Annotated in this window: 13 protein-coding genes; 9 read left to right on the forward strand and 4 right to left on the reverse strand. The window is 72.3% G+C overall.

The features are described 5' to 3' along the window. Nucleotides 1–29 precede the first annotated feature (29 nt). Genes ACQCO7_RS42725 through serS form a run of 3 tightly spaced genes read left to right on the forward strand, consistent with a single transcriptional unit; the run spans nt 30 to nt 2,806 of the window. Nucleotides 30–260, forward strand: a complete 231-nt coding sequence (locus ACQCO7_RS42725) for an acyl carrier protein (protein WP_464076901.1) — start codon at nt 30–32, stop codon at nt 258–260. After that, on the forward strand, nt 257–1,480 hold the full coding sequence (locus ACQCO7_RS42730) for a beta-ketoacyl-[acyl-carrier-protein] synthase family protein (RefSeq protein ID WP_464076902.1): 1,224 nt from the start codon (nt 257–259) through the stop codon (nt 1,478–1,480). Before ACQCO7_RS42725 ends, ACQCO7_RS42730 begins: the two co-directional genes overlap by 4 nt. Before the next feature lie 45 nt (nt 1,481–1,525). Further along, a complete protein-coding gene (serS, locus tag ACQCO7_RS42735) occupies nt 1,526–2,806 on the forward strand; it encodes a serine--tRNA ligase (protein WP_464076903.1) in 1,281 nt (426 codons plus the stop codon). On the opposite strand, the gene ACQCO7_RS42740 is transcribed toward serS, so the two are convergent. Next, on the reverse strand, nt 2,758–3,660 hold the full coding sequence (locus ACQCO7_RS42740) for an AfsR/SARP family transcriptional regulator (RefSeq protein ID WP_464076904.1): 903 nt from the start codon (nt 3,658–3,660) through the stop codon (nt 2,758–2,760). The two genes, serS and ACQCO7_RS42740, sit on opposite strands and share 49 nt — an antisense overlap. Before the next feature lie 545 nt (nt 3,661–4,205). Here ACQCO7_RS42740 and ACQCO7_RS42745 point away from each other — a divergent pair. Continuing rightward, a complete protein-coding gene (locus ACQCO7_RS42745) occupies nt 4,206–5,513 on the forward strand; it encodes an APC family permease (protein ID WP_464076905.1) in 1,308 nt (435 codons plus the stop codon). A 7-nt stretch (nt 5,514–5,520) separates the two neighbouring features. On the opposite strand, the gene ACQCO7_RS42750 is transcribed toward ACQCO7_RS42745, so the two are convergent. Together ACQCO7_RS42750 and ACQCO7_RS42755 are read right to left on the reverse strand one after the other, a co-directional pair. After that, nucleotides 5,521–6,135 carry a helix-turn-helix transcriptional regulator gene (locus ACQCO7_RS42750; RefSeq protein ID WP_464076906.1) on the reverse strand — a complete coding sequence of 205 codons (615 nt, stop codon included), beginning with the start codon at nt 6,133–6,135 and terminating at the stop codon, nt 5,521–5,523. Nucleotides 6,136–6,269: 134 nt separating this feature from the next. Next, complete coding sequence (locus tag ACQCO7_RS42755; protein WP_464076907.1) at nt 6,270–9,146, reverse strand: AAA family ATPase; 2,877 nt, start codon at nt 9,144–9,146, stop codon at nt 6,270–6,272. Nucleotides 9,147–9,334: 188 nt separating this feature from the next. On the opposite strand from ACQCO7_RS42755, the gene ACQCO7_RS42760 reads away from it, so the two are divergent. The 5 genes from ACQCO7_RS42760 to ACQCO7_RS42780 all read left to right on the forward strand — a co-directional run bounded on the left by ACQCO7_RS42760 (nt 9,335) and on the right by ACQCO7_RS42780 (nt 18,687). Continuing rightward, complete coding sequence (locus ACQCO7_RS42760; RefSeq protein ID WP_464076908.1) at nt 9,335–12,136, forward strand: helix-turn-helix transcriptional regulator; 2,802 nt, start codon at nt 9,335–9,337, stop codon at nt 12,134–12,136. A 281-nt stretch (nt 12,137–12,417) separates the two neighbouring features. Continuing rightward, nucleotides 12,418–16,149 (forward strand): nSTAND1 domain-containing NTPase, encoded by a 3,732-nt coding sequence (locus tag ACQCO7_RS42765; protein WP_464076909.1) that lies wholly within the window; start codon nt 12,418–12,420, stop codon nt 16,147–16,149. 571 nt (nt 16,150–16,720) lie between these two features. Continuing rightward, nucleotides 16,721–17,335, forward strand: a complete 615-nt coding sequence (locus ACQCO7_RS42770) for a hypothetical protein (protein ID WP_464076910.1) — start codon at nt 16,721–16,723, stop codon at nt 17,333–17,335. Between the two features lie 69 nt (nt 17,336–17,404). Then, complete coding sequence (locus ACQCO7_RS42775; protein WP_464076911.1) at nt 17,405–18,283, forward strand: glycine betaine ABC transporter substrate-binding protein; 879 nt, start codon at nt 17,405–17,407, stop codon at nt 18,281–18,283. Between the two features lie 44 nt (nt 18,284–18,327). Further along, complete coding sequence (locus ACQCO7_RS42780) at nt 18,328–18,687, forward strand: hypothetical protein (RefSeq protein ID WP_464076912.1); 360 nt, start codon at nt 18,328–18,330, stop codon at nt 18,685–18,687. A 349-nt stretch (nt 18,688–19,036) separates the two neighbouring features. On the opposite strand, the gene ACQCO7_RS42785 is transcribed toward ACQCO7_RS42780, so the two are convergent. Then, the gene (locus ACQCO7_RS42785; protein ID WP_464076913.1) at nt 19,037–19,756 is read right to left on the reverse strand and encodes an SDR family NAD(P)-dependent oxidoreductase; all 720 of its coding nucleotides are present in this window, start codon (nt 19,754–19,756) and stop codon (nt 19,037–19,039) included. Between the last annotated feature and the right edge of the window lie 39 nt (nt 19,757–19,795).

Consider the following 19,795-nt stretch of genomic DNA (forward strand, 5'->3'; position numbering starts at 1 on the left):
AACCATCCGACCTGCCCGAAGGAGACCCCGTGTTCGAGACACTGAAGGAAATGCTGGTCAGCAAGCTCAAGGTGACCCCCGAGGCGGTGGTCCCCGGCGCCACGCGGGAGGACATCGACCTGGACTCGCTCGCCGTGGTGGAGCTGTCGCTGGTGCTGGAGAAGGAGCTGGGGCTGGCCATCAGCGACGACGAACTGCTGGAGGCGGCCACGGTGGGTGACATGGCGAAGCTGATGGAGGAGCGGAGCGCGGCGGCATGACCGTCGGCGCGGACATCGCGGTCACCGGTGTGGGACTGGTGACGCCCGCCGGGACGTGCACCGCCGACAGCTGGGCGGCGGTGTGCGCCGGGCGGCCGACGGCGGCCGTCGATCCGGCGCTGGAGGGAAACCCGGTACGGCTGTCCTGCCGGGTACCGGGATTCTGCGCCGAGACCCTGCTGGGTGCCCGGCGCGCCCACCGGCTGGACAGGTTCGTGCAGTTCGCCCTGGTGGCGGCGCAGGAGGCGGTGGCGGACGCCGGGCTCGACCCGGCGTCCTGGGACGGTGCCCGGGTCGGCGTGGTGATGGGATCGGCCGACGGCGGCCCGGGCACCGTGGAGGAGCAGCACCTGGTGCTGATCACCGAAGAGGCCCGGCGGGTGTCGCCGCTGCTGCTGCCGATGCAACTGCCGAACATGCTGGCCGGGCAGCTCGCGATCACGCTGGGCGCCACGGGACCGAACCTGGTGGTGGCGACGGCGTGCGCGTCCGGGGCGACCGCCGTGGGCACGGCCCGTGACCTGCTCGCCCTGGACCGCTGCGACATCGTGCTGGCCGGCGGCAGCGAGGCGATGATCACACCGCTGGTGATGGCGGGCTTCGCGCAGATGGGCGCGCTGTCCGGCCGGGAGGACGACCCGGACGGCGCGTCCCGTCCCTTCGACGTGGACCGGGACGGCTTCGTCGCCGCCGAGGGGGCGGGCGTACTGGTCCTCGAACGCACCGCCGACGCCCGGGCCCGGCGCGCGCGCGTCCGGGGCAGGGTCGTCGGGTACGGGGCGAGCGCCGACGCCCATCACATGACGAGTCCGCACCCGCACGGAGTGGGGGCCGAGGCCGCGGTCCGTGCGGCGCTGGCGGACGCGGGCGCGGCCGTGGCGGACGTCGGGCACGTGAACGCGCACGGCACCTCGACCCCGCTGAACGACCTGGCGGAGGGCCGGATGCTCAGCCGCGTACTGACCGGTGATCCGCTGATCACCTCGACCAAGGGGGTGACCGGGCACCTGCTGGGCGCGGCGGGCGCGGTGGAGGCCGCGCTGACGGTACTGGCCCTGGAACAGGGAGTCGTGCCGCCGACGGCGGGGCTGTCCCGGCTGGATCCCCGGCTCGACATCGAGGTCGCGACGTCCGCGACCCGTGTCCGGACGGAGCTGGCCCTCAGTAATTCGTTCGGCTTCGGCGGGCAGAACGCCGTCCTCGCCATCGCGGCGGCCTGAGGACGATCGGCGCCGCACCTCGCGGCCGGAGGGAAGGGAAGAGCGATGCACGATGCCCGTGAGCTGCTGGCGCTGGGCGACAAGGCGGTGGCGCGGCTGGCGCGGCGCGGATACGCGCTGCCGCTCGACGCGTTGGAGGTGCTGCACAAGGAGCGGACCGGAGCGGCCCAGGAGGTCGACCGGGTCCGGGCCGAACTGAACCGGGCCACCAGGGGGGCGCGGGGCGAGGCCGCCACCGAGGAGGCGCGGGCCGCGGCACGGGAGCTGCGGGAGCAGGCGCAGCGGGCAGAGACCCGGCTGCGCGCCGCACAGGAGCGGCTGACCGAGCTGCTGTTGTCCGTGCCGAACCTTCCCCTGGACGAGGTGCCGGACGGGCGGACCGAAGCGGAGGCGGTGGAAGTGCGCCGCTGCGGTCCGCCACCGGCGGCGGCCGACAAGAACCGTCAGCACGCCGTGGTCGGCGCGTCGCTGGGGATCCTGGACGGCGAGCGGGCGGCGAAGCTGTCCGGGGCGCGGTTCTCCGTCGCCCGGGGGGCGGGGGCGCGGCTGGAGCGGGCCCTGGCCGACTTCCTGCTGGACCTGCACACCGGGTCGCACGGCTACACGGAGTATTCGGTGCCGTACCTGGTGACGCGGGAGACGATGACGGGGACGGGCCAGCTGCCGAAGTTCGAGGAAGAGCTGTTCTCGACCCGGGTGGGGGAGCGGGAGCTGATGCTGATCCCGACCGGCGAGGTGCCTCTGACGAACCTGTTCGCCGGTGAGGTCCTCGACGACGCGCGGCTGCCGCTCGCGGTCACCGCCCGCACTCCCTGCTTCCGTGCCGAGGCCGGCTCCTACGGCCGGGACACGCGGGGCATCCTGCGGCTCCATCAGTTCGAGAAGGTCGAGCTGGTCAGGCTGTGTGCGCCGGACGACGCCCGGCGCGAGCTGGAGCTGATGGTGAGCCAGGTGGAAGAGTGCCTGCGGGCGCTGGAGCTGACGTACCGGGTGGTGCTGCTGCCGGCCGGGGACCTCGGGTTCTCGGCCCGGATGACCTACGACCTGGAGGTGTGGCTGCCGGGCGGCGGGGCGTTCCGGGAGATCTCGTCGGTGTCCGACTGCGGGGACTTCCAGGCGCGGCGGGCGGGCATCCGCCGTCGTGGCCCGGGTTCCCGCAAGACTCCCCTCACGACGCTCAACGGTTCGGCGCTGCCGATCGGCCGGACCGTGGCGGCGATCCTGGAACAGCACGTACGGCCGGACGGATCGGTGCGCCTGCCGAAGGCGCTCGTGCCCTACGCCGGCTTCGAGCGCATCCTGCCGGGCGGGGCCATCACCACCTGATCGACGGTCCGGGAACCGTGCGCGGCCTGGTAGCCGCGCACGTGGGGCACCTGGTTGAGGATGTCCTTGAGGCGTTGCTGGAGCTGGATCGAGGGTTCGATGCCCAGCTCGTCGACGAGCCTGCGGCGGATGCTGTTGTAGGTCTCCAGAGCCTCGGCCTGCCGGCCGGCCCGGTAGAGGGCGATCATGAGGAGTTCGGTGATCCGCTCGCGCCAGGGGTGGGCCACACTCATCCGCTTGAGTTCACCGATGACGCGCACCGGGTCGGAGATGTCGATGCCGAGCGAGAACTTCTCCTCGACGGCGGCGAGGTACTCCTCCTTGAGCTGGAAGGCGATGCTGTGGCACATCGGGCCCTGGATCACGTCCTGGAGCGGGTCTCCCCGCCACAGGGCGAGGGCCTCCTCGAACAGCGCGTGAGCGATGTCCGGAGCGGTGTGCACGTGCGCCCGGGCCCGGGCGAGCGTCCGGTGGAAGGCGTCCGTGTCGACGGTGGCGCCGTTCAGTTCCAGCACGTATCCCGAGGGCCGGGTGACCAGCTGGGGTCCGGCACCCGTGGTGGACAGCTGCTGGAGCCTGCGGCGCAGCCGGTAGACGTGCGCCTGGAGGGCGTTGCCCACGGTGGGCGGCAAGGTCTCGCCCCACAGCTCCGTGTAGAGCTGCTCGACGGGCAGCAGGCGTCCGCTGTGCAGGAGTAAGGCGGCCAGCAGCGTGCGCTGGCGGGCGCCGGCCAGCACGCTCGCCCGGGAGCCGGCCGTGATTTCCAGCGGGCCCAGCAGCCGGAAGTGCAACTCCCTAGCGGATTCTTTACCCGACTCCAGGTTTATCTCGGCGGATTCAATTATCTGAACCACGGAAATTCTCCGATCCTTGCACGTGGAAAGCACCCCGTCGCGTTAATTAATGCGAAGCGGAAAGTGCTACGCAAGGGGGTCGGAAGGTGGAAGTCGATTATCGGCCAGAAGTCGAAGTACGGCTCTATTCGGGCACACACGGGGCCGCGTAAGCGTGCAAAAGGTGCATCTGTCGCGGTCGTGAGGCATCTCGTGACCGATACCCTTGCTCCTTTCTTCGTGACGTTGACTGAATCGGTTCGGAATGGGTGGCCAAGTGGGCGCGCCGGATGCACTATCGGCCATCGAGAATCTGTCATTACCTCGAAGGTAATTGACATGAGCTGTGTGTTCAAGAACGACCGCTCGGCCTGGGTGGGAATAATCCACTCGCGAACAGCCCTGCCGTTCGCTTCGCTCTTTATGCTCCCGCCCCGGCCTGGACAGGGTCAGCGCTCAATCAGTTCGCCGTCAGAGCGGGCAGGCATAGTCGCGGCTGTAATTGTGTGGTCGTTCACAAGCCGGGCCCGAAGCCCGGCATTGTCACTTGGGCGTCGGAGGGAAGAATGCTGGACCAGGCTCCATCCAATACCGCGGCCACGGTCCGCCCGCGGGCGCTGGCCACCCGGCACATCGTCTATCTCATCGTCTCGGCGGCGGCCCCGCTGTCCGCGATGGCCGGTACCGTCCCGCTGGCCTTCGCGTTCGGCAACGGCGCCGGGGTCCCGGCCGCGTTCGTGCTGACCGGGATCGTCCTGCTCGCCTTCTCCGCCGGCTACGCCGCGATCGTCCGCCGCACCGGCGGCCACGGCGGCTTCTACTCCGCCGCCTCCGAGGGCTTCGGCCGCCCGATGGGCGTGGTCAGCGGCTACGTGGCCGTCGTCTCGTACAACCTGGCGACGATCGGCCTGCTCGGCGCCTTCGGGTACTTCACCTCCCTGGTGCTCGCGGACCGCGGGGTGCACGTGTCGTGGTGGGTGTGCGCGGCGGCCGGCACGGCGGTCGTCGGCTGGCTCGGCCACCGGGACATCGGCGCAGGCGCACGCACCGTGGCCGCGATGATGACCGGCGAACTGGCGATCCTGCTCGCCCTGGACGCCGCCGTCATCGTGCGCGACGGACTGCCCGCGGCTCTGCCGGCCGCGTCGTTCGCGCCGCACGAGGTGTTCGGGACGGGCTTCGGCGTGTCGGTGATGTTCGCGGCCATCTCGTTCATCGGGTTCGAGTCGGCCGCGCTCTACGGCCGGGAGGCACGCGATGCGCGGCGCAGCGTGGTGCGCGCCACGTATGCCGCGGTCGTCCTCATCGCGGGCTTCTACGCGCTGACCAGCTGGGTCGCGGTCGGCGCGGTGGGCGAGCAGCAGGTACGGCAGGAGGCGGGCGAGCAGCTCGGCAACCTGTTCTTCCTGCTGACCGACACCTACCTCGGGTCGAGCGCCGGCACCGTCATGCAGGTCATGCTGTGCACCAGCCTGTTCGCCGCGACCCTGGCCCTGCACAACGCGGCCAACCGCTACACCCAGATCCTGGCCGGCGACCGGTTGCTGCCGGCCGCGCTGGCCGCGTCCCACGCCCGCCACCGCTCCCCATACCGGGCAGGCCTGCTCCAGACGGTGCTGAACGCGGCAGCCGTAGCGGGGTTCGCGCTCGCCGGACTCGATCCCTACACCGGGATGACCACCACCATGCTCGGGCTGGGCACGCTCGGCATCGTGGCACTCCAGGCGGTCGCCGCGCTCTCCGTCCTCGGTGTCGCCCGACGGTTCGCCGACGTTCCGTGGCCACGGCTGGCCGCGTCGGCAGCCGCTTTCCTGGGGCTGGCCGCCGCGTTCTGGCTCGGCGTCGACAACTTCGGCCTGCTGACCGGCTCCTGAGGAGGACTCAGATCAGGCCGGCCCGGATGGCGTACGACACGACGTGCGTGCGGTTCTTCAGCTGCATCCGTTTCATCAGGCCGTAGAAGACGTTCTTGATCGTGCGCTCGGAGTAGGGGAGTTCCCTGGCTATCTCGATGTTGCTGTACCCCTCCGCGGCCATCCGCAGGACGGCGATTTCCCGGGCCGAGAGACCGGAAGAGGCGAGGCCCTTCTGGATACGGCTCATGTGGTCGAGCAGGCCGCCTTGCAGCTCGGTGGGAAAACGCGCTTGCCCGTCTACCACGAGACGGATCGTTTCGACCAGTCGTTGCTGGGTGAATTCTTCCCGACGTAATACGGCACGCACGCCGAGTTCGATCGCCTCCGAGTATCCGGCGCGCCATGCGTTGTCGGAGATGAGGAGGAAGCCGGACAGAGGTTTGTCCAGACATTTCAGCGCCTCCATCGCGGCAGGACCCACCTGCTGCTCGGACACGACGGTCACGTCGGCCTTCTCGCCGGTCGCGGGGGTGACCAGAGCCAATCCGGGTGTTGCCGTGAGCGATCCGACCAGGCCGAGGAAAGTGAGGGCGTCCTTCGCGTGCACGCCGACGCGAACTACCGACATGATGATCTCCAAGCGGGAAAAGACCGCGATCGAACGCAGTAGATGGTGGCATAGGATTCCGGTTCGCCCTACAGCGAACAGCCCCCGTGAACGGGTTGTAGGGAAAAGTCACACGAGCAGGCGGAGCCCTTTTCACCAGGTGAAAATCACGGCACGGAGTGCCGGTCCAGAGGTGTGAAGCGGTCAAGGTCTCCCTCCAGCCAGGCAGTGGCCAGTTCCACCCGGGAGCGGCAGCCGGTGCGCCGGAAGATCTTGGCGAGGTACGCCTCGATGGTCTTCTCGCTGAGCGTGAGCGCGGCAGCCAGCTGCCGGTTGGTGAAGCCGTCCGCCACCATCTCGATGACGCGCAGGTCCAGCCGGCTCAGCGCGGCGGGCCGCTTGCTCAGGCGCGGCAGCGGCAGTTCCAGTTCAACGGCGAGCCGGGCAAGAGCGTCGCGGACGGGACGGGCCGACGTGCCTTCCTGGAGCCGCCATGCCTCGTCGAGCCACCGGCGCTCACCGGTGCGCCGCAGCAGCAGCACCGCCGTGCCGAACGCGTGCTGGCGGTTGCCGTGGGCCGCGAGCATGCCCTGCGCGGCGGCGATGCGCTCCACGTCCCCTCGTACGAGTCCACGGCCCAGCAGCACCGTCGCCCGGGTCAGCCAGGAAGGGCCGGCCGAGTCGAGTTCCTCCAACTGCTCCAGCGCGGCAAGGGCGATGGCCTCCTGATCGTCCCGGCGCGCGAGCCCGAACACCCTCAGCAGCGGGATCTCGAGCCCGGCCGTCCGGCCGCTGCGCCGCAGTGCGCGGCACTCCCGCCAGCCTTGCCGCCAGGCACCCTCGGTGTCGCCGCGGTCATGCCGCACCCCCATCCGGGCCCAGGCGAGCAGTGGCCAGCACCCGGCGTCCGGCGCGATCCTGCCCAGCCATGCCTCGGCGCGCGGGAGATCGCCCTGGATGCGGCAGATCTCGGCGGCGATGCTGCGGCTGTGCGCGTACAGCGGACCGTGGCCGGTGGCCCCTGGCGCCGCCTCCAGGCTCCCGGCGAGCCGTAGAGCCTCGTCCCAGGAACCGGTGTGGTACTCGCGTACCAGGTCCCGGTGGACATGGATGGGGCTCTTCGGGAAGAGCGGGGCCCGTTGCCCCGGCAGCGCCTCCCAGGCGGAGGCCAGGTTCCCCCACCCCAGCGCGTGGCGCATCTCGTAGAGGGCGGCTTCCGCCTCGGTGAGGCCACCGCTGTCTCCGGAGCGATCGCCGTGCGCACCGGGACCGGGCCGGCTGCTCCGCGCGTCAGGACGTTCCCGGCCCGACCCCGGTCCGGCGAGCCGCGTCCGGTGACGGCCGGGGCCTGCGGCGTCGCCCGACCAGGCTCTTGACAGAAGCTCGATCTCGCCGGCCGAGGGGGGCGTGATCAGGTCCGGGCCGGGCTGTTCGCCTGCGGGCACGTCGGGCGAGCGGGTGCAGACGGCCAGCAGGGCTGCGGCCCCCGGTGTCCGCCGCGCGGCCTGGGCCGCCGGGGAGGAGCGGTGCGGGGTGCTGGCGCCCAGCCACTGGTCGTGACGGACGGCCAGCGTCCAGGCGGACGCCAGGCGCGAGAAGATGCGGCGCTTCTCGTCGGGGGCGTCGGACAGCGGGGGCAGCAGCCGGGCGCCGAGGTCGAGCAGGTCGGCGTGGGAGCCGTGGTGGAGCACGAGGTCCAGCGCTGTCTCCAGCACCGCCGGCAGACGGATGTCGTCGTGGCTGAGCTGACGCAGCAGGCCGAGACATGTCCCGAGGGCGCGGTGCGGGTCTTGGCGCTCGCCGGAGGCGGCGAACAACAGGTCGGTGCGTAACCGGGGAGGCAGGGCGTCTTCGGCGGCCAGGGCATGGGCGACGAGCCGTGGTGCGGGGCACGGGGCATGTCCGCGAGACGCGGCGGTCGCGTTGAGGACGAGCCGGGCGTGGAGCCTCGCGACGTCGGCCTCGGTCCAGTGGGGCGGCAGCTCCGCGGGGACGGTGCTGGTCAGACGCAGCCGGTCGTCGACGGCGACGAGTCCACAGCCGGCCAGGGTGTCCAGGACGCCGCCCAACTCGTCCTGGGATGCGCCCAGTTCGCCGGCGAGGCGCAGAAAGTCGTCCACGGTCGTCTCGCCGACGCCGGTGAGCCGGGTGAGCAGGGCCAGAACCTCGCCGGGAAAGCGGTCGTCGGCCGAGGCCGACCCCTCGGCCCGGGGGAGCCAGCCGCGCAGTTCTGTCCGGAAGCCGGGCACCGGGATCGGGGTGCCCGGGTCGTCGAGGTGGACGTGTCCGTCGATGGTCGTCAGCCGGTCGTGGTCCCGTAACGCGCGGACCGTGCGCAGTACCGGGCCCGGGATGCCCGCGAGGACGGGCCCCAGCCGGTGACGGACCGCAGCCACCAGTTCCCGTGCGGCGGGCGCGGCGAGACAGCGGTGGATGAGGTCGGCGCTCTGCGCCTCGGTGAGCGGAGGCAGGACCACGGTCCGGTCGGCTCCCGGGACGCGTCCGGCCGCCGACGGGCCCACCGCCGTCGGCACCGCGCAGACCACGACACAGGCGCCGGCCGTGCGCAGCCCGTCCAGGAACGCGGCCACCGCCACCTGGTCGCGCTGTGCCACCAGGTGCACGTCGTCGAGGAACACCGCCATCGGCCGCGTACCGGCCGCCCGGACGACCGTGGTCAGCGTCTCCGTCATCAGCCACGGGCCGGAGCGGTCGTGTGTCGCCAACTGCCGCTGTCTGCGCCGCAGGGCCATCACGAGGTCACGGGCGCGGCCGTCGTCGACGAGCGTGTCGCACACCTGGTCCACGATGCCGTCGAGTCCCTGGACACCGCGCGCCTGGGGATGCAGCCGTACCACCAGGTGACCGTCCGGCGCACCCGTCCGCAACGCCGCCTGCACCACCGCGGTCTTGCCCATTCCGGGCGGGCCGTGCACGGCCAGCAACTGCCCCCGGGTGCCCGCGTCGCGCAATGCCGCCCTGAGTTCGTCCAGTTGGGGCTGGCGTCCGATCAGTGCGCCGACCCGCCGACTTGGTACCGACACCCCTCAGTTCAGCGCCTTCCGCGTCACCAACACCTGGACTGAATTCAAGGTTGGACTAGGGTTTGTCTTGGATCGCGTACACCTCGGAAGCAGGGTGATCTCATCTTAGTTGAACTGTCAAATGGCGCTGCCGGCCGATGCCCGCCTCGTGCGGAAGGCGGCCTGTCGGCACCTCCGAGGGGGTGGCCATGACCTCCTGCACCACCGCTCGCCCGGACACCGGCGCGGAGCCCTCGAACCCGCTCGCGACGGCCGGCCGGGACCAGCAGATCCGCCGGCTGCGGAACGCTGTCACCTCCCCTTCGGGCCCTTCGGTGTCGCTGCTGCGCGGCGCCGTGGGATCCGGGCGCACAACCGTCCTCGCCGCTCTGGAGCGCCGTCTGCGTGCCACGCGCAAGCCCGTGTACGCCGTCAGATGTCTCCCCGGCGAGAAACTGACACCCAAGCTGCTCGCCCACCGGCTGTTCCTCGCGATCACGGCGCCGTCGTCCGCGTCACCGCCCACGGCCCGCCCGACCGGGCACGGGGACGACCCGGGCCCGCCGGGCAGCGCCCTTCGCCTGGAGCGCGTGCTGCGCGCCCGCGGCCCCGCCGTCCTGCTGGTGGACGACGCGCAGCACGCGGACCCGGACACCCTGGCCCGGCTGCGTACCGTGCTGCCCTCGCTGCCGGCGGTCCGGCTCGTCCTCGCCGTCCCCTCGGTCGGCCCCGCACCACCACCCGAGGCGCGGCCCTCGGACCTCGTGGTGGACCTCCCGCCGCTCACCCGGGACGCCCTCGCCGCACTGCTCACCGGACTGCTGCGAGCCCTGCCCGACGACGCCCTGGTGAACGAGGTGCACCGGCTCAGCGGCGGCAATCCCGCAGCGGCCATGGCCGTGATCGAACCCTCCGGACCGGCGATGTTCCGGGTACGGGCAGGCCGCGCCCGTCTCGTGGCGGACCGGCAGCCGCCCGTCCCGCCCGGAGCCGACCGCTTCACCTGGGCACTGCGCGACCTGGGCGAACCGGTCTGGCGCACCGCGCGGGCGCTGAGCCTGCTGGAGCCGCTGCCCCTCCCCGCGCCGGAACTCATCGCGAAAGCCACCGGACTGTCCCACGGCACGGTCGACGAAGCACTCCGGTGCATGGCCGGGTACGGGATGGCCTCCGGCCCGGATCACGTGACACGTGTCGGCTGGAGGTTCACCGTGCCCCTGGTCGCCGCCGCGGTGCGTGCCCGCGTCGGCCCCTACGAGCGCCGGGTCCTGTCCGCCGTCGCCGTACGAGCCTGCTGGGCCGCACGCCACCCGATGTCCGGGGCCGACAAGGGCGACACGGCGCAGCTCGCCTGGCTGGCGGACCGTCTGGTGGACGCCGGGGACGCCGTCGGCCGGGAGCGGGCGGCGCGTGAACTGGCCGCCATCGCGGAGCGGCTGCGCGACACCCACCCCCGGCAGGCGGCACGCTGGCTGGCAGCGGCAAGGGAAGCCGGCGACGACGAGGCGGCGACCGCTGACGCGGCCCTCGTCCGCACGGCGGGCGTCCCGCGCGAGAGGCAGCCGCACAGCGACGACAGACCGTGGGCACAACTGCTGACCCTGCCGGCCGGCCAGGACACCGCCACCCGCAGACGCCTGCTCGCCATGGAGGCGGCCCGGCGGTCCGCCGAAGGCGACCCGGCAGAGCGTTACGAGGCGTCGGCCACGGCAGCGCACGAACGTTCCAGGGAGCCCGCCGCCCTGACGGCCCTGATGCCCGACCACGGGCCCGGCTCGCCGTGCTCGAACGACGAACAGCCCACGGAACCACCGGAACCGACCTCAGCCGATCTGTCACACGCCGAGACCCAGCTCCTGGCGGGCGACCCGACCAGTCTCTACGAGACGCTGTGGGCACACGCCGAGGGCCCGGACCTCCGCGCGGCCACGGCTTCCTTCTGCACATGTCTGCTGGTCGCGGAGGACGCGAGGACAGTCACCGCACTCCTCGCGAAGCACGGGGCCACGGTGGAGCAGCTCCCCCCGGAGAGCACCGTCGTCCACCGTTTCCTCACCGGCGACTGGCGCGAAGCGATGGCTGCGGCCAACTCCCTGATGAGCGGCGGCCGGCCGGCCGTGCACGGGCCGATCCGTACGCTGGTCCACGCCAAGACCTCCACCGCACTGCTCGCCCAGGGATGGCCCTCCCGCGCGGCCACCGCCCTCGACGTCGCGGATGCCGCGCACCCGCCGACGGCGTATCTGCTGGCGGCGCAACGGGCTGAGGTCGAGCAGTTCCTCGGACGGGCGGACACAGCCCGGGAAACCCTGCGCCGAGGTCTCGCCGAGGCGGCCCGGAGCGGACACGTCCTGGGCACCGCGCCCCTGCGGGCGGCCCTGGCGCTGTCGGAGGCCGAACGGGGCCACGGCGACCTCATGGCGTCCCACCTCCTGGAGTTGCGCCGGATCGCCCACCAGGGCCGTGACTGCGACTGGCTGACCTACCTCCGCACCCAGATCGCGTGTCTCGCCGTCCTGTCCGGCTCGCGCTCCCGCCCACCGGAAAGGGTCCCGGACATGCGCGCCGCGATCGCCCTGGCCCGTTCCCTGGGGCAGCCCTTCGAACTCGCCCGCACCCTGCTGGCGGTCGCCCGCACCGAGCACGCGATCGGGCACCGCCACGACCCGCCGTCCGGCGACGCGTCCGCCAAGCACCTGCTGGAGGAGGCGTACGACCTCTTCGGCGACCTGGGCGCGCTGCTGTGGCGGCACCGGACCAGAGCGGCCCTGCGGGAGGCCGGCATCCGGGTACCGGGCCGGTCAGCCGTCGCCGAAGAGACCGAGGTGCTCCTGACCCGACTGGTCTCCGAGGGCCTGCCGAACCGCCTCCTCGCCCAGGTCCTGGCGGTGAGCGAGAGCAGCGTCTCGACCCGTCTCAACCGCCTGTACCGTCGCCTGGGAGTCCGCTCCCGGGTCGAACTGGCGACAGCGGTGGTCACCGGTCACCCAGGGCTGGCGACCCTGCCGTGAAGGACGCGGAGACGGCCGGTGCAACCCCGAAGGCCCTGCGCACCAGCCGCTCAAGGAGTCCGGGGCCGGCTGGAGGGACCGGCGGAAGCAGGTGGCCCCGGCGACGGTGCCGACGCGGCCACCATCCCCGCCCGTGACGCCGAAGCGCAGGCCCGCCGACTTCCCGGACCGAGAGGTCCGGTGCGGTTGGACACACCGTTGAGGAGTTCCCCGTTCTGATGCTTTAAAGTACAAGGAAATTGCTTTCCGGGGCAGGATATGCCCTGAGGTGAGGTGGCATCTTGGGACGTCCCGAACGACCGGTCGACCCCGACGCCGGGCCCTTGCAGCACTTCGCGCACGAGCTGCGGTCGCTGCGCAGAAACGGCGGATCGCCCCCGTACCGGATGATGGCCCAGCGCACCGGGCTCTCCGTGACCGCTCTGTCACGGGCGGCCTCCGGCGAGCGGCTGGCGTCGGCCGCGGTGGTGCGGGCGTACGCGCAGGCATGCGGAGCGGATCCGGACGAATGGGAGCGCCGCCGCCAGGCCGTCGCCGAGGAGACGGCGCCGCAGGGCGCGGAAGAGGGGAACTCCCCCTACAAGGGGCTGGCGAGGTTCGAGACGGGCGACAGGACGCTGTTCCTCGGCCGGGACCGGTTGGCCGAGGACGCGCTGAAGCTGGTGGCGGACCACCGGTTCGCGGTGCTGCACGGCGCCTCGGGCAGCGGGAAGTCCTCTCTCCTGCGGGCCGGGCTGTTGCCCCGTCTCGACGACCTGATCCGGGAGCGGGGCTGCGGTACGGAACTCCGGCTGATCACGCCGGGACCCCGGCCCGCGATCACCCACGAGCGACTGCTCGATCCACCGCCGGACGGCCCCGAACGGCTCGTGGTGGTGGACCAGTTCGAGGAGATCTTCACGCTCTGCCGGGACCGGGCCGACCGCTGGCGGTTCGTGGACCGGCTGCTGGCCGCCCGCGAACCGGGGAGCCGGCTGCGCGTGGTGATCGCGGTGGGCTGCGGCTTCCACGTCCGGTGCGCGCAGCACGACGGTCTGGCCGACGTGCTGCGACACGCCGCCCTGGCAGTCCGGCCCATGACACGGGCGGAGTTGCAGGAGGCGGTGGTCGGCCCGGCCACGGCGGCGGGGCTGCGGGTGGAGCGGGAGCTCACCGCCCGGATCGTGGAGGAGGCAGCGGACCGGCCCGGCGCGCTGCCGATGCTCTCGCAGGCCCTGCGGGAGACCTGGCGAAGACGGACCAGCGGCGTCCTCACGCTGGCCGTGTACGAGGCGGCGGGCGGCATCAACGGCGCCATCGCCGCAGCCGCCGAGGAGGTCTACGCCGGCCTCTCGCCCGTCCAGGCCGCCACCGCACGGCGCTTGCTGCTGGCGCTCATCACCCCCGGCGAGGGCAGCGCCGACACCCGCCGCCCGTACAGCCGCGCCGATCTGCGGGAGTGGCCCGACCCCGAACTGCCCGCCGTCCTCGACCGGTTCACCGACGCCCGGCTCGTCAACCTGGACGACGAGAACGTCGAACTCGTCCACGAGGCCCTGATCACGCACTGGCCCAGGCTCCGGGAGTGGATCGAGACCCACCGGGAAGGGCTGCGCGAGCACCGGCGCCTGCGCGAGGCCGCACGGCTCTGGAAGGAACGCGGCCACGACCCCGCCAACCTCTACCGGGGAACCCATCTCGCCGTCGCCGACCTGCTGTTCGGCCGGGACACCGAGAACCATGGCCTCACCGGGCGGGAGCGCGCCTTCCTCAGCGCCTCCCGGGTCGCCGACTCCATGGAGCGCTGGACGGCGGGGCGCATACGGCAGCGGATGCGGTCACTGTCCGTCGCGTGCACCGTCGTCGTGGTGGGCGCGCTCATCGCCGCACAGATCGCCTGGCAGCGCAGCGACGCCGCCGGCCTGGAGCACATCCGCGCCGCGGCCCTGGCGGCCGTCGCCCTCGCCGCTCGCACCCAGCCGGTCGACCCCCGTACCGCCGCACTGCTGAGCGTCGCCGCCTGGCGGCTCGACCCCGGCCCGGTCAGCCGTTCGGCCCTGGCCAATACGCTCGCCGAACCCGAGAACGACGTCCTGACCGGGCCGGTGCTCGGTGACGGCGACCGCGCCTTCCTCACCGACTCCGGCCGCACCCTGCTGGTCGCGGGCTCCGGCATCTGGTCCTCCTGGGACGTGGACACGCACCGCTCCGCCGGAGCGGGTCCGCTGCCGAAGGGCCAGGTGGCCGAGGCCGACCCCGCAGGCCAGAACCTGCTGCTGACCGGCGGGGGCCTGTGGCACCTGGCCGCGGGAACCGGTACCGGTCGTCCCGTGGCGGGTGGCCGCGTCCTCGGCTTCGGCGCCGACGGACGCAGCTATGTCGTACGGGACTCCGGACCGGCCCCCGCGGTGCGGCTGCGCGCGGTCGACGACGGCAGGACGCTGTTCGAGGCGGCGGGCGACGCCTATCCCGTGCCCTCGCCGGACGGCCGACTGGTGGCCGTCTGCTCGCCGGACCGGCCGCCGGAGGTGTGGGACACCGCCCGGGACCTGGTCCGGCCGGGTCCCTGGGGGACCCTCCGGCCGACGGACTGCTCCTCGGCGACCGTCGCCTTCGGCGCGGGTGGCGCACGGCTCGCCATGGCCACGGACACCGGCGTCCGCGTCTGGGACACCGCTACCGGGCGACAACTCGCCGACCTCGCCGAGCCGGCCGCCGGGCACCTCGCCTTCACCCCGGACGGCGCGTTTCTGGCGGCGGCCGGCCCCGACGGGGTCACCGTCTGGCGGATCGCGGCGCCACGGCTGCCGGTGCTGCGCCAGCCGGTGCCCGGCGGTCTTGTCACCGCCCTCGCCTGGGACCCGGCCGGCCGGCCCCTGCGCTATCTGACGGGCAGCACCGTGCACTCCCTGGACCTCACCTCCGTGCCGGTCTCCCCGTGGCGTGAGCGACCCGTGGAGGCCGTGCTGCTCAGCCCGGACGGCCGGCTCCTCGCCACGGCGGAACGCAGCGCGGCCGGCTACCGGCTCCGACTCCGGGAGACCCGTTCCGCCCGCCCCGTCGCCGAACTGGCCTTCCCCCGCCGGGCCACCGGCCCCGTCGGGACCTCCCGCCCGCTGATCGCCTTCAGCCCGGACAGCCGCAGCATCGCCTACGGCACCACCGCGGTGTCCGGACCCGCGCGGTTCGCGGTGCGCGACGTCTCGCCGGACGGCCGCGAGGGCACCGCGTTCGACGTGACGGGTCCGGCGGGGGCCACGGCCCGCGGCATCGTCCTCACCGGGCGCGGCCGGAAGCTGCTGGTCGGCTGGAGCACGCCCGCGGGCCCGCCCGTCGCACAGATGTGGGACACCGCGCACGGGGTCCCGTCGGCGCGGTCGGCCGATCAGGAGGCCGTGGCCAGGGAGGCGACGGCCGCCGGCTTCACCGGCCAGATGCCCATATGGCCCGACGGACCCGTCCCGCACCCCCCGTCCGCCGACCCGACACAGACGTACGACGTCGCGGTCACCGCCGGCGGCACGCACGTGGCGACGGGCGGGGCCTTCGGCACCGTCACCGTGTGGGACACCGCGACGGACCGGGTCCCCGAAGCCGTGATCCCCGCGCCCCCCGCGCGCGCCGGATGCGTCCCCTGCGAGCAGGTCACCGCCCTGGCCTTCGGCCCCGACGGCACCACCCTCGCCGTCGCCTACGGCTCGGGAACCCTGAGTCTGTGGGACCTCCGTCTGAACCGGCCCCTGGGCGGCAGCCAGGCCACCTCGGGTGAGGCGATCGACTCGCTGGCCTTCGGCCCCGACGGCTACCTCTACGCCGTCGGCCCGCACCTCTCCGTCCGCGCCCATCCCGTCGGCCCGGCACAGGTCGCCGCCCTGCTCTGCGTCCGCGCGGGGCGGTCCCTGACCACCGCCGAGTGGCGGCGCTACCTCCCGGGCGTGCCCTACCGCCGCGTCTGTGACGGGGTACGCCCGGACGACGGGGCCGGGCAGGCCGTGACCGAGGCCGGTCCCGGCCTCGTCGAGCCGGCCCGCTAGAAGGCCGCTTGTCCCTCCCCGGCGCCCGGCCCCGGACACGGGGGAACACCGGATGGGCACGGACCGGGCGGTGAGCACCGGAGGACGGAAAGCACTCCGTCTGTGGAGCGTGGTCCTCGTGGTGCGCGGTCTGCCGGGACGCCCGCTCGCCTGATCCGCCGCAGCCGCACCACCCGTGAACCCGCCCGTGCCCGCCCGGGGTGCGACCGATCACGGCCTGCCGCCCGAGAATTCGGCGCCATTCGACAGAACACCCCTGCCATGTCCGTGTATCCCGTTTGTCACAACGGCGTCATACGGCCGCGCTGTACCCGGCAGTAAGGTCGCCGATCGCGTTGTTTACCCCTCTGACCTGCATTGATCAACAATTCCGAGGCTCCGAGAGTGGATGTCGAACGGCCCGCTCCACCGCTGCCCACCCCCCCCCGGTACGGCGGCGGCGCGGTCACCGGTGCCGGCCCTCACACCCCCGAGGGCCGGCAAAACAGATCAACGCAGAAGTAATTCCCGGGCTTTCGTCAGCGCTGTTTCCCCTCTTCATGGGGAAAGCCGACTTCCACTGGAGTATTCGATGCGATTCGCGCTCCGCTCAATTCCCACCGTCGCCGCCCTCGCCCTGGGCGCCTCCCTCATGGCGGCCCCGCAGTCGTACGCCGCCAGCAGCCCCTCCATCAAGGAGCTCCTCAACGCCTGCGACTCGGCAGACGTGTGCGAGTTCCACCCGCAGAGCTACACGGCGTACACCGGCCCGGCGCACCAGGTCGGCTCCACGGCGTACAACTGCGCCAGCGAGGTCAACCAGCACACCGTCACCTGGTCCGACACGACCTCCGCCACGAACACGGTCGGCGTCGCGATCGAGGCGAGCGTGGAGTTCTGGAAGGTCTACAAGGTCGCCGTCGAGGTCTCGTACTCCCACTCCTGGACGACCTCGCACACCGACACCGAGACCAAGACGCTCAACGTCCGCCCCGGATACAAGGGCTGGCTCCAGCGCGGCACCGCCAAGCAGAAGGCCAAGGGCTGGTACGAGCTTCACTTCGGCCGCCGCTACTACGGCCACTACATCTGGTACATCAACAACTACGAGGCGGCGGGCTGGGACAGCGACCACCCCCAGAACGGCTACGTCAACTTCAAGGACCAGGCGATGACGTCCGGCGAGCGCTCCGCGCACTGCCGCTGAACCGTCCCGTCGTAGGACGGCGGGCGGCGCCGGGCCGCCCGCCCCCACCGAGAAGTGTGGTGTTCCGTGATGCCAGACAGCCGACTCCGTCCGCGTGCCGCCGTCGCGGCGGCCCTCTGCTCGCTGCTGTTCCTCGCGGGCTGCGGCGGCACGGCGAAGGGAAACGACGCGACCGCCTACGCGGACGCCGTGGGGCCGACGGTGATCGGCACCGACGATTCGGCCGAGAGCCGGGTCGTGGCGGCCCTGTACGGCGAACTGCTCACCGACGCCGGGGTGAAGGTACGCCCGGCGAGTACCCGATACTCCTCGCTCGCCGACACCGCACGGGCCGTCGCGGAGGGCAGGATCGCTCTCGCACCCGCCTACGAGACCTCGACGCTGCGCGCCCTGCCCGGCGGCCAGACCCTGCCCGGCAACCTGGCGGCCACCCTGAGCATGGCCCTGCCGCCCGGCGTCGACGCCCTGCCACCCGCGCCGGCACAGAACGGCGTCGTCCTCGCGGTCACCCGGGCCACCGCCCGCACGCACGGCCTGCACAGCCTCGCCGACCTCGCGAAGGCCGGCCGCCTCACCCTCGGCGGCCCCGCCTCCGGCGATCCGGACGCCCCGTCGGCCGCCTCGCTGCTGAAGGCGTACGGCATCCACCTCACCGAGACCGGCACCCCGGCCACCGCCGACGTCCTGGTCCTGCGCGGCACCGACCCCGTCATCACCCGGGACGCCCTGGTCGTGCTGACCGACCCGAACAGCGCCCTGCCGCCCGAGCACGTCTTCCCGCTCATCGGCGCCCCCTACGCGGGCCTGCCCGCCCGCAAGGCCCTGGCCCGCCTCAACTCCCGGCTGACCACAGCGCAGTTGGCCGTACTGGCCGCCTCCGTCGACGGCGGGGCGTCCCCGTCCGGCACGGCGCGGGCATGGCTGCGGTCCAACGGCCTGCTGGGCTGAACACTCCACGCCCTCTCCGCCCTCCTCCGAAAGGAACCATCGACATGGGCCACCTCCGCAGAAAGCTCACCATCGCCGCGCTCGCCGTGGCCTCCGCCACCGGCGTCCTCGCGGCGCCCGCGACAGCCGACGCCGCCACCGCCAACGTGCAGATCCAGATCTGCAACGACCGGGGTTCCGCCCTGAAGTTCTTCCTCGTCGGCTACAACGACCAGGGCGACTGGGTCAACTCCCGGTTCTGGGACGTCCCGGCCAACGGCTGCACCACGGCCTCGGACTACTGGTGGCGCACCAACAGCTCGGTCGAGTTCCACTACGTCCGTCCGCCGGCCGGCTGGAACTGGCACCAGGTGTACGTCTCGAAGTCCAAGAACGGCCGCACCTTCACGTACCACCAGTCGTAGGAACGACCACCGCCCGCCCCGGGGTCCGTCCGACGGTAAACCGCCGGCGAAGGTACTCCGGGGCAGGTGGGAAGCGAGTACACGAAAGGACCTGTCCCACCAGCCTCGTGTATCCCGTGCGGTTCACCGCGTCCGAGATCCACACCTCCTCGCTCTGGTGCGGCCCCTGTCCCCGCGAGAGGAGCGGATCTGGCTGGCCTGGTTCTTGTGGCGGCGCCTCCGCCAGGCCGTCGATTGGGCCTGTCATCGGCGCGGACGCGCCGCTACCCGGCCGAAGGACACCCTCCGCCTCACCGGCCGGACACCGAACCGCACCGGGCCCGCTGATCTCCAACCGAAGGGCTGGGGTTCAGAGTCCGGCGACGACGCGTCGTAGTGTGCCCGGCGCGATGCGCAGCATGGCGGGCATGACTTTCGTCTGGCCGGGGAACGCCATGGTCCGCCTGCGTCGAAGGGCTTTCATCGTGACCGCCGTCACCTGTGCGGGAGTCAGTTTCTTCCCCGTGGCCGCGGCGTTCATGGGTGTGTCCGTGGACGGGGGGAGGACCTCAAGGACATGGGTGCCCTGCGGGGCGAGTTGGCGGCGCAGGCCGTCCGCGAAGCCGTGCAGGCCGGCCTTGACCGCGCCGTGGGTAGGTGCGCGGGTGGGGGAGACCAGGGCGAACCCCGAGGTGATGAAGACGATCGCGTCGGGCGAGGGCCATCGTTCGAGTACTTCGCCCGTCAGGTGGATGGGGGCGGTGAGGTTCAGCGCCACTTCGTCGTCGAGCGTCGCGTTGGGGTTCTTGCCGGTGGTGTAGTCGCGTTCCTCGAACGTCCCGGCGTTGTTGACGAGCACGTCCAGATGCCCGAAGTGATCGGCGACGGTTTGCAGCAGTGCTGCCCGGTCGGCTGCGTCGGTGACGTCGGCCCGTACGGCCAGTGCCTGCGGGTGCGCCTGCGCGAATCGGTCGAGCGCGTCCTGTGAGCGCCCGCAGACGACGACGGACGCCCCGAGTTCCATGAAGGACTGCGCGAGGCTCAGGCCGATGCCTGAGGTTCCGCCGGTGATGAGCACGGTCTGTGACATGATGTCGCCTCTCCGTGTAGCGTACTGGTTGGTACGAAA

The organism is Streptomyces saintjeani, assembly GCF_055409605.1.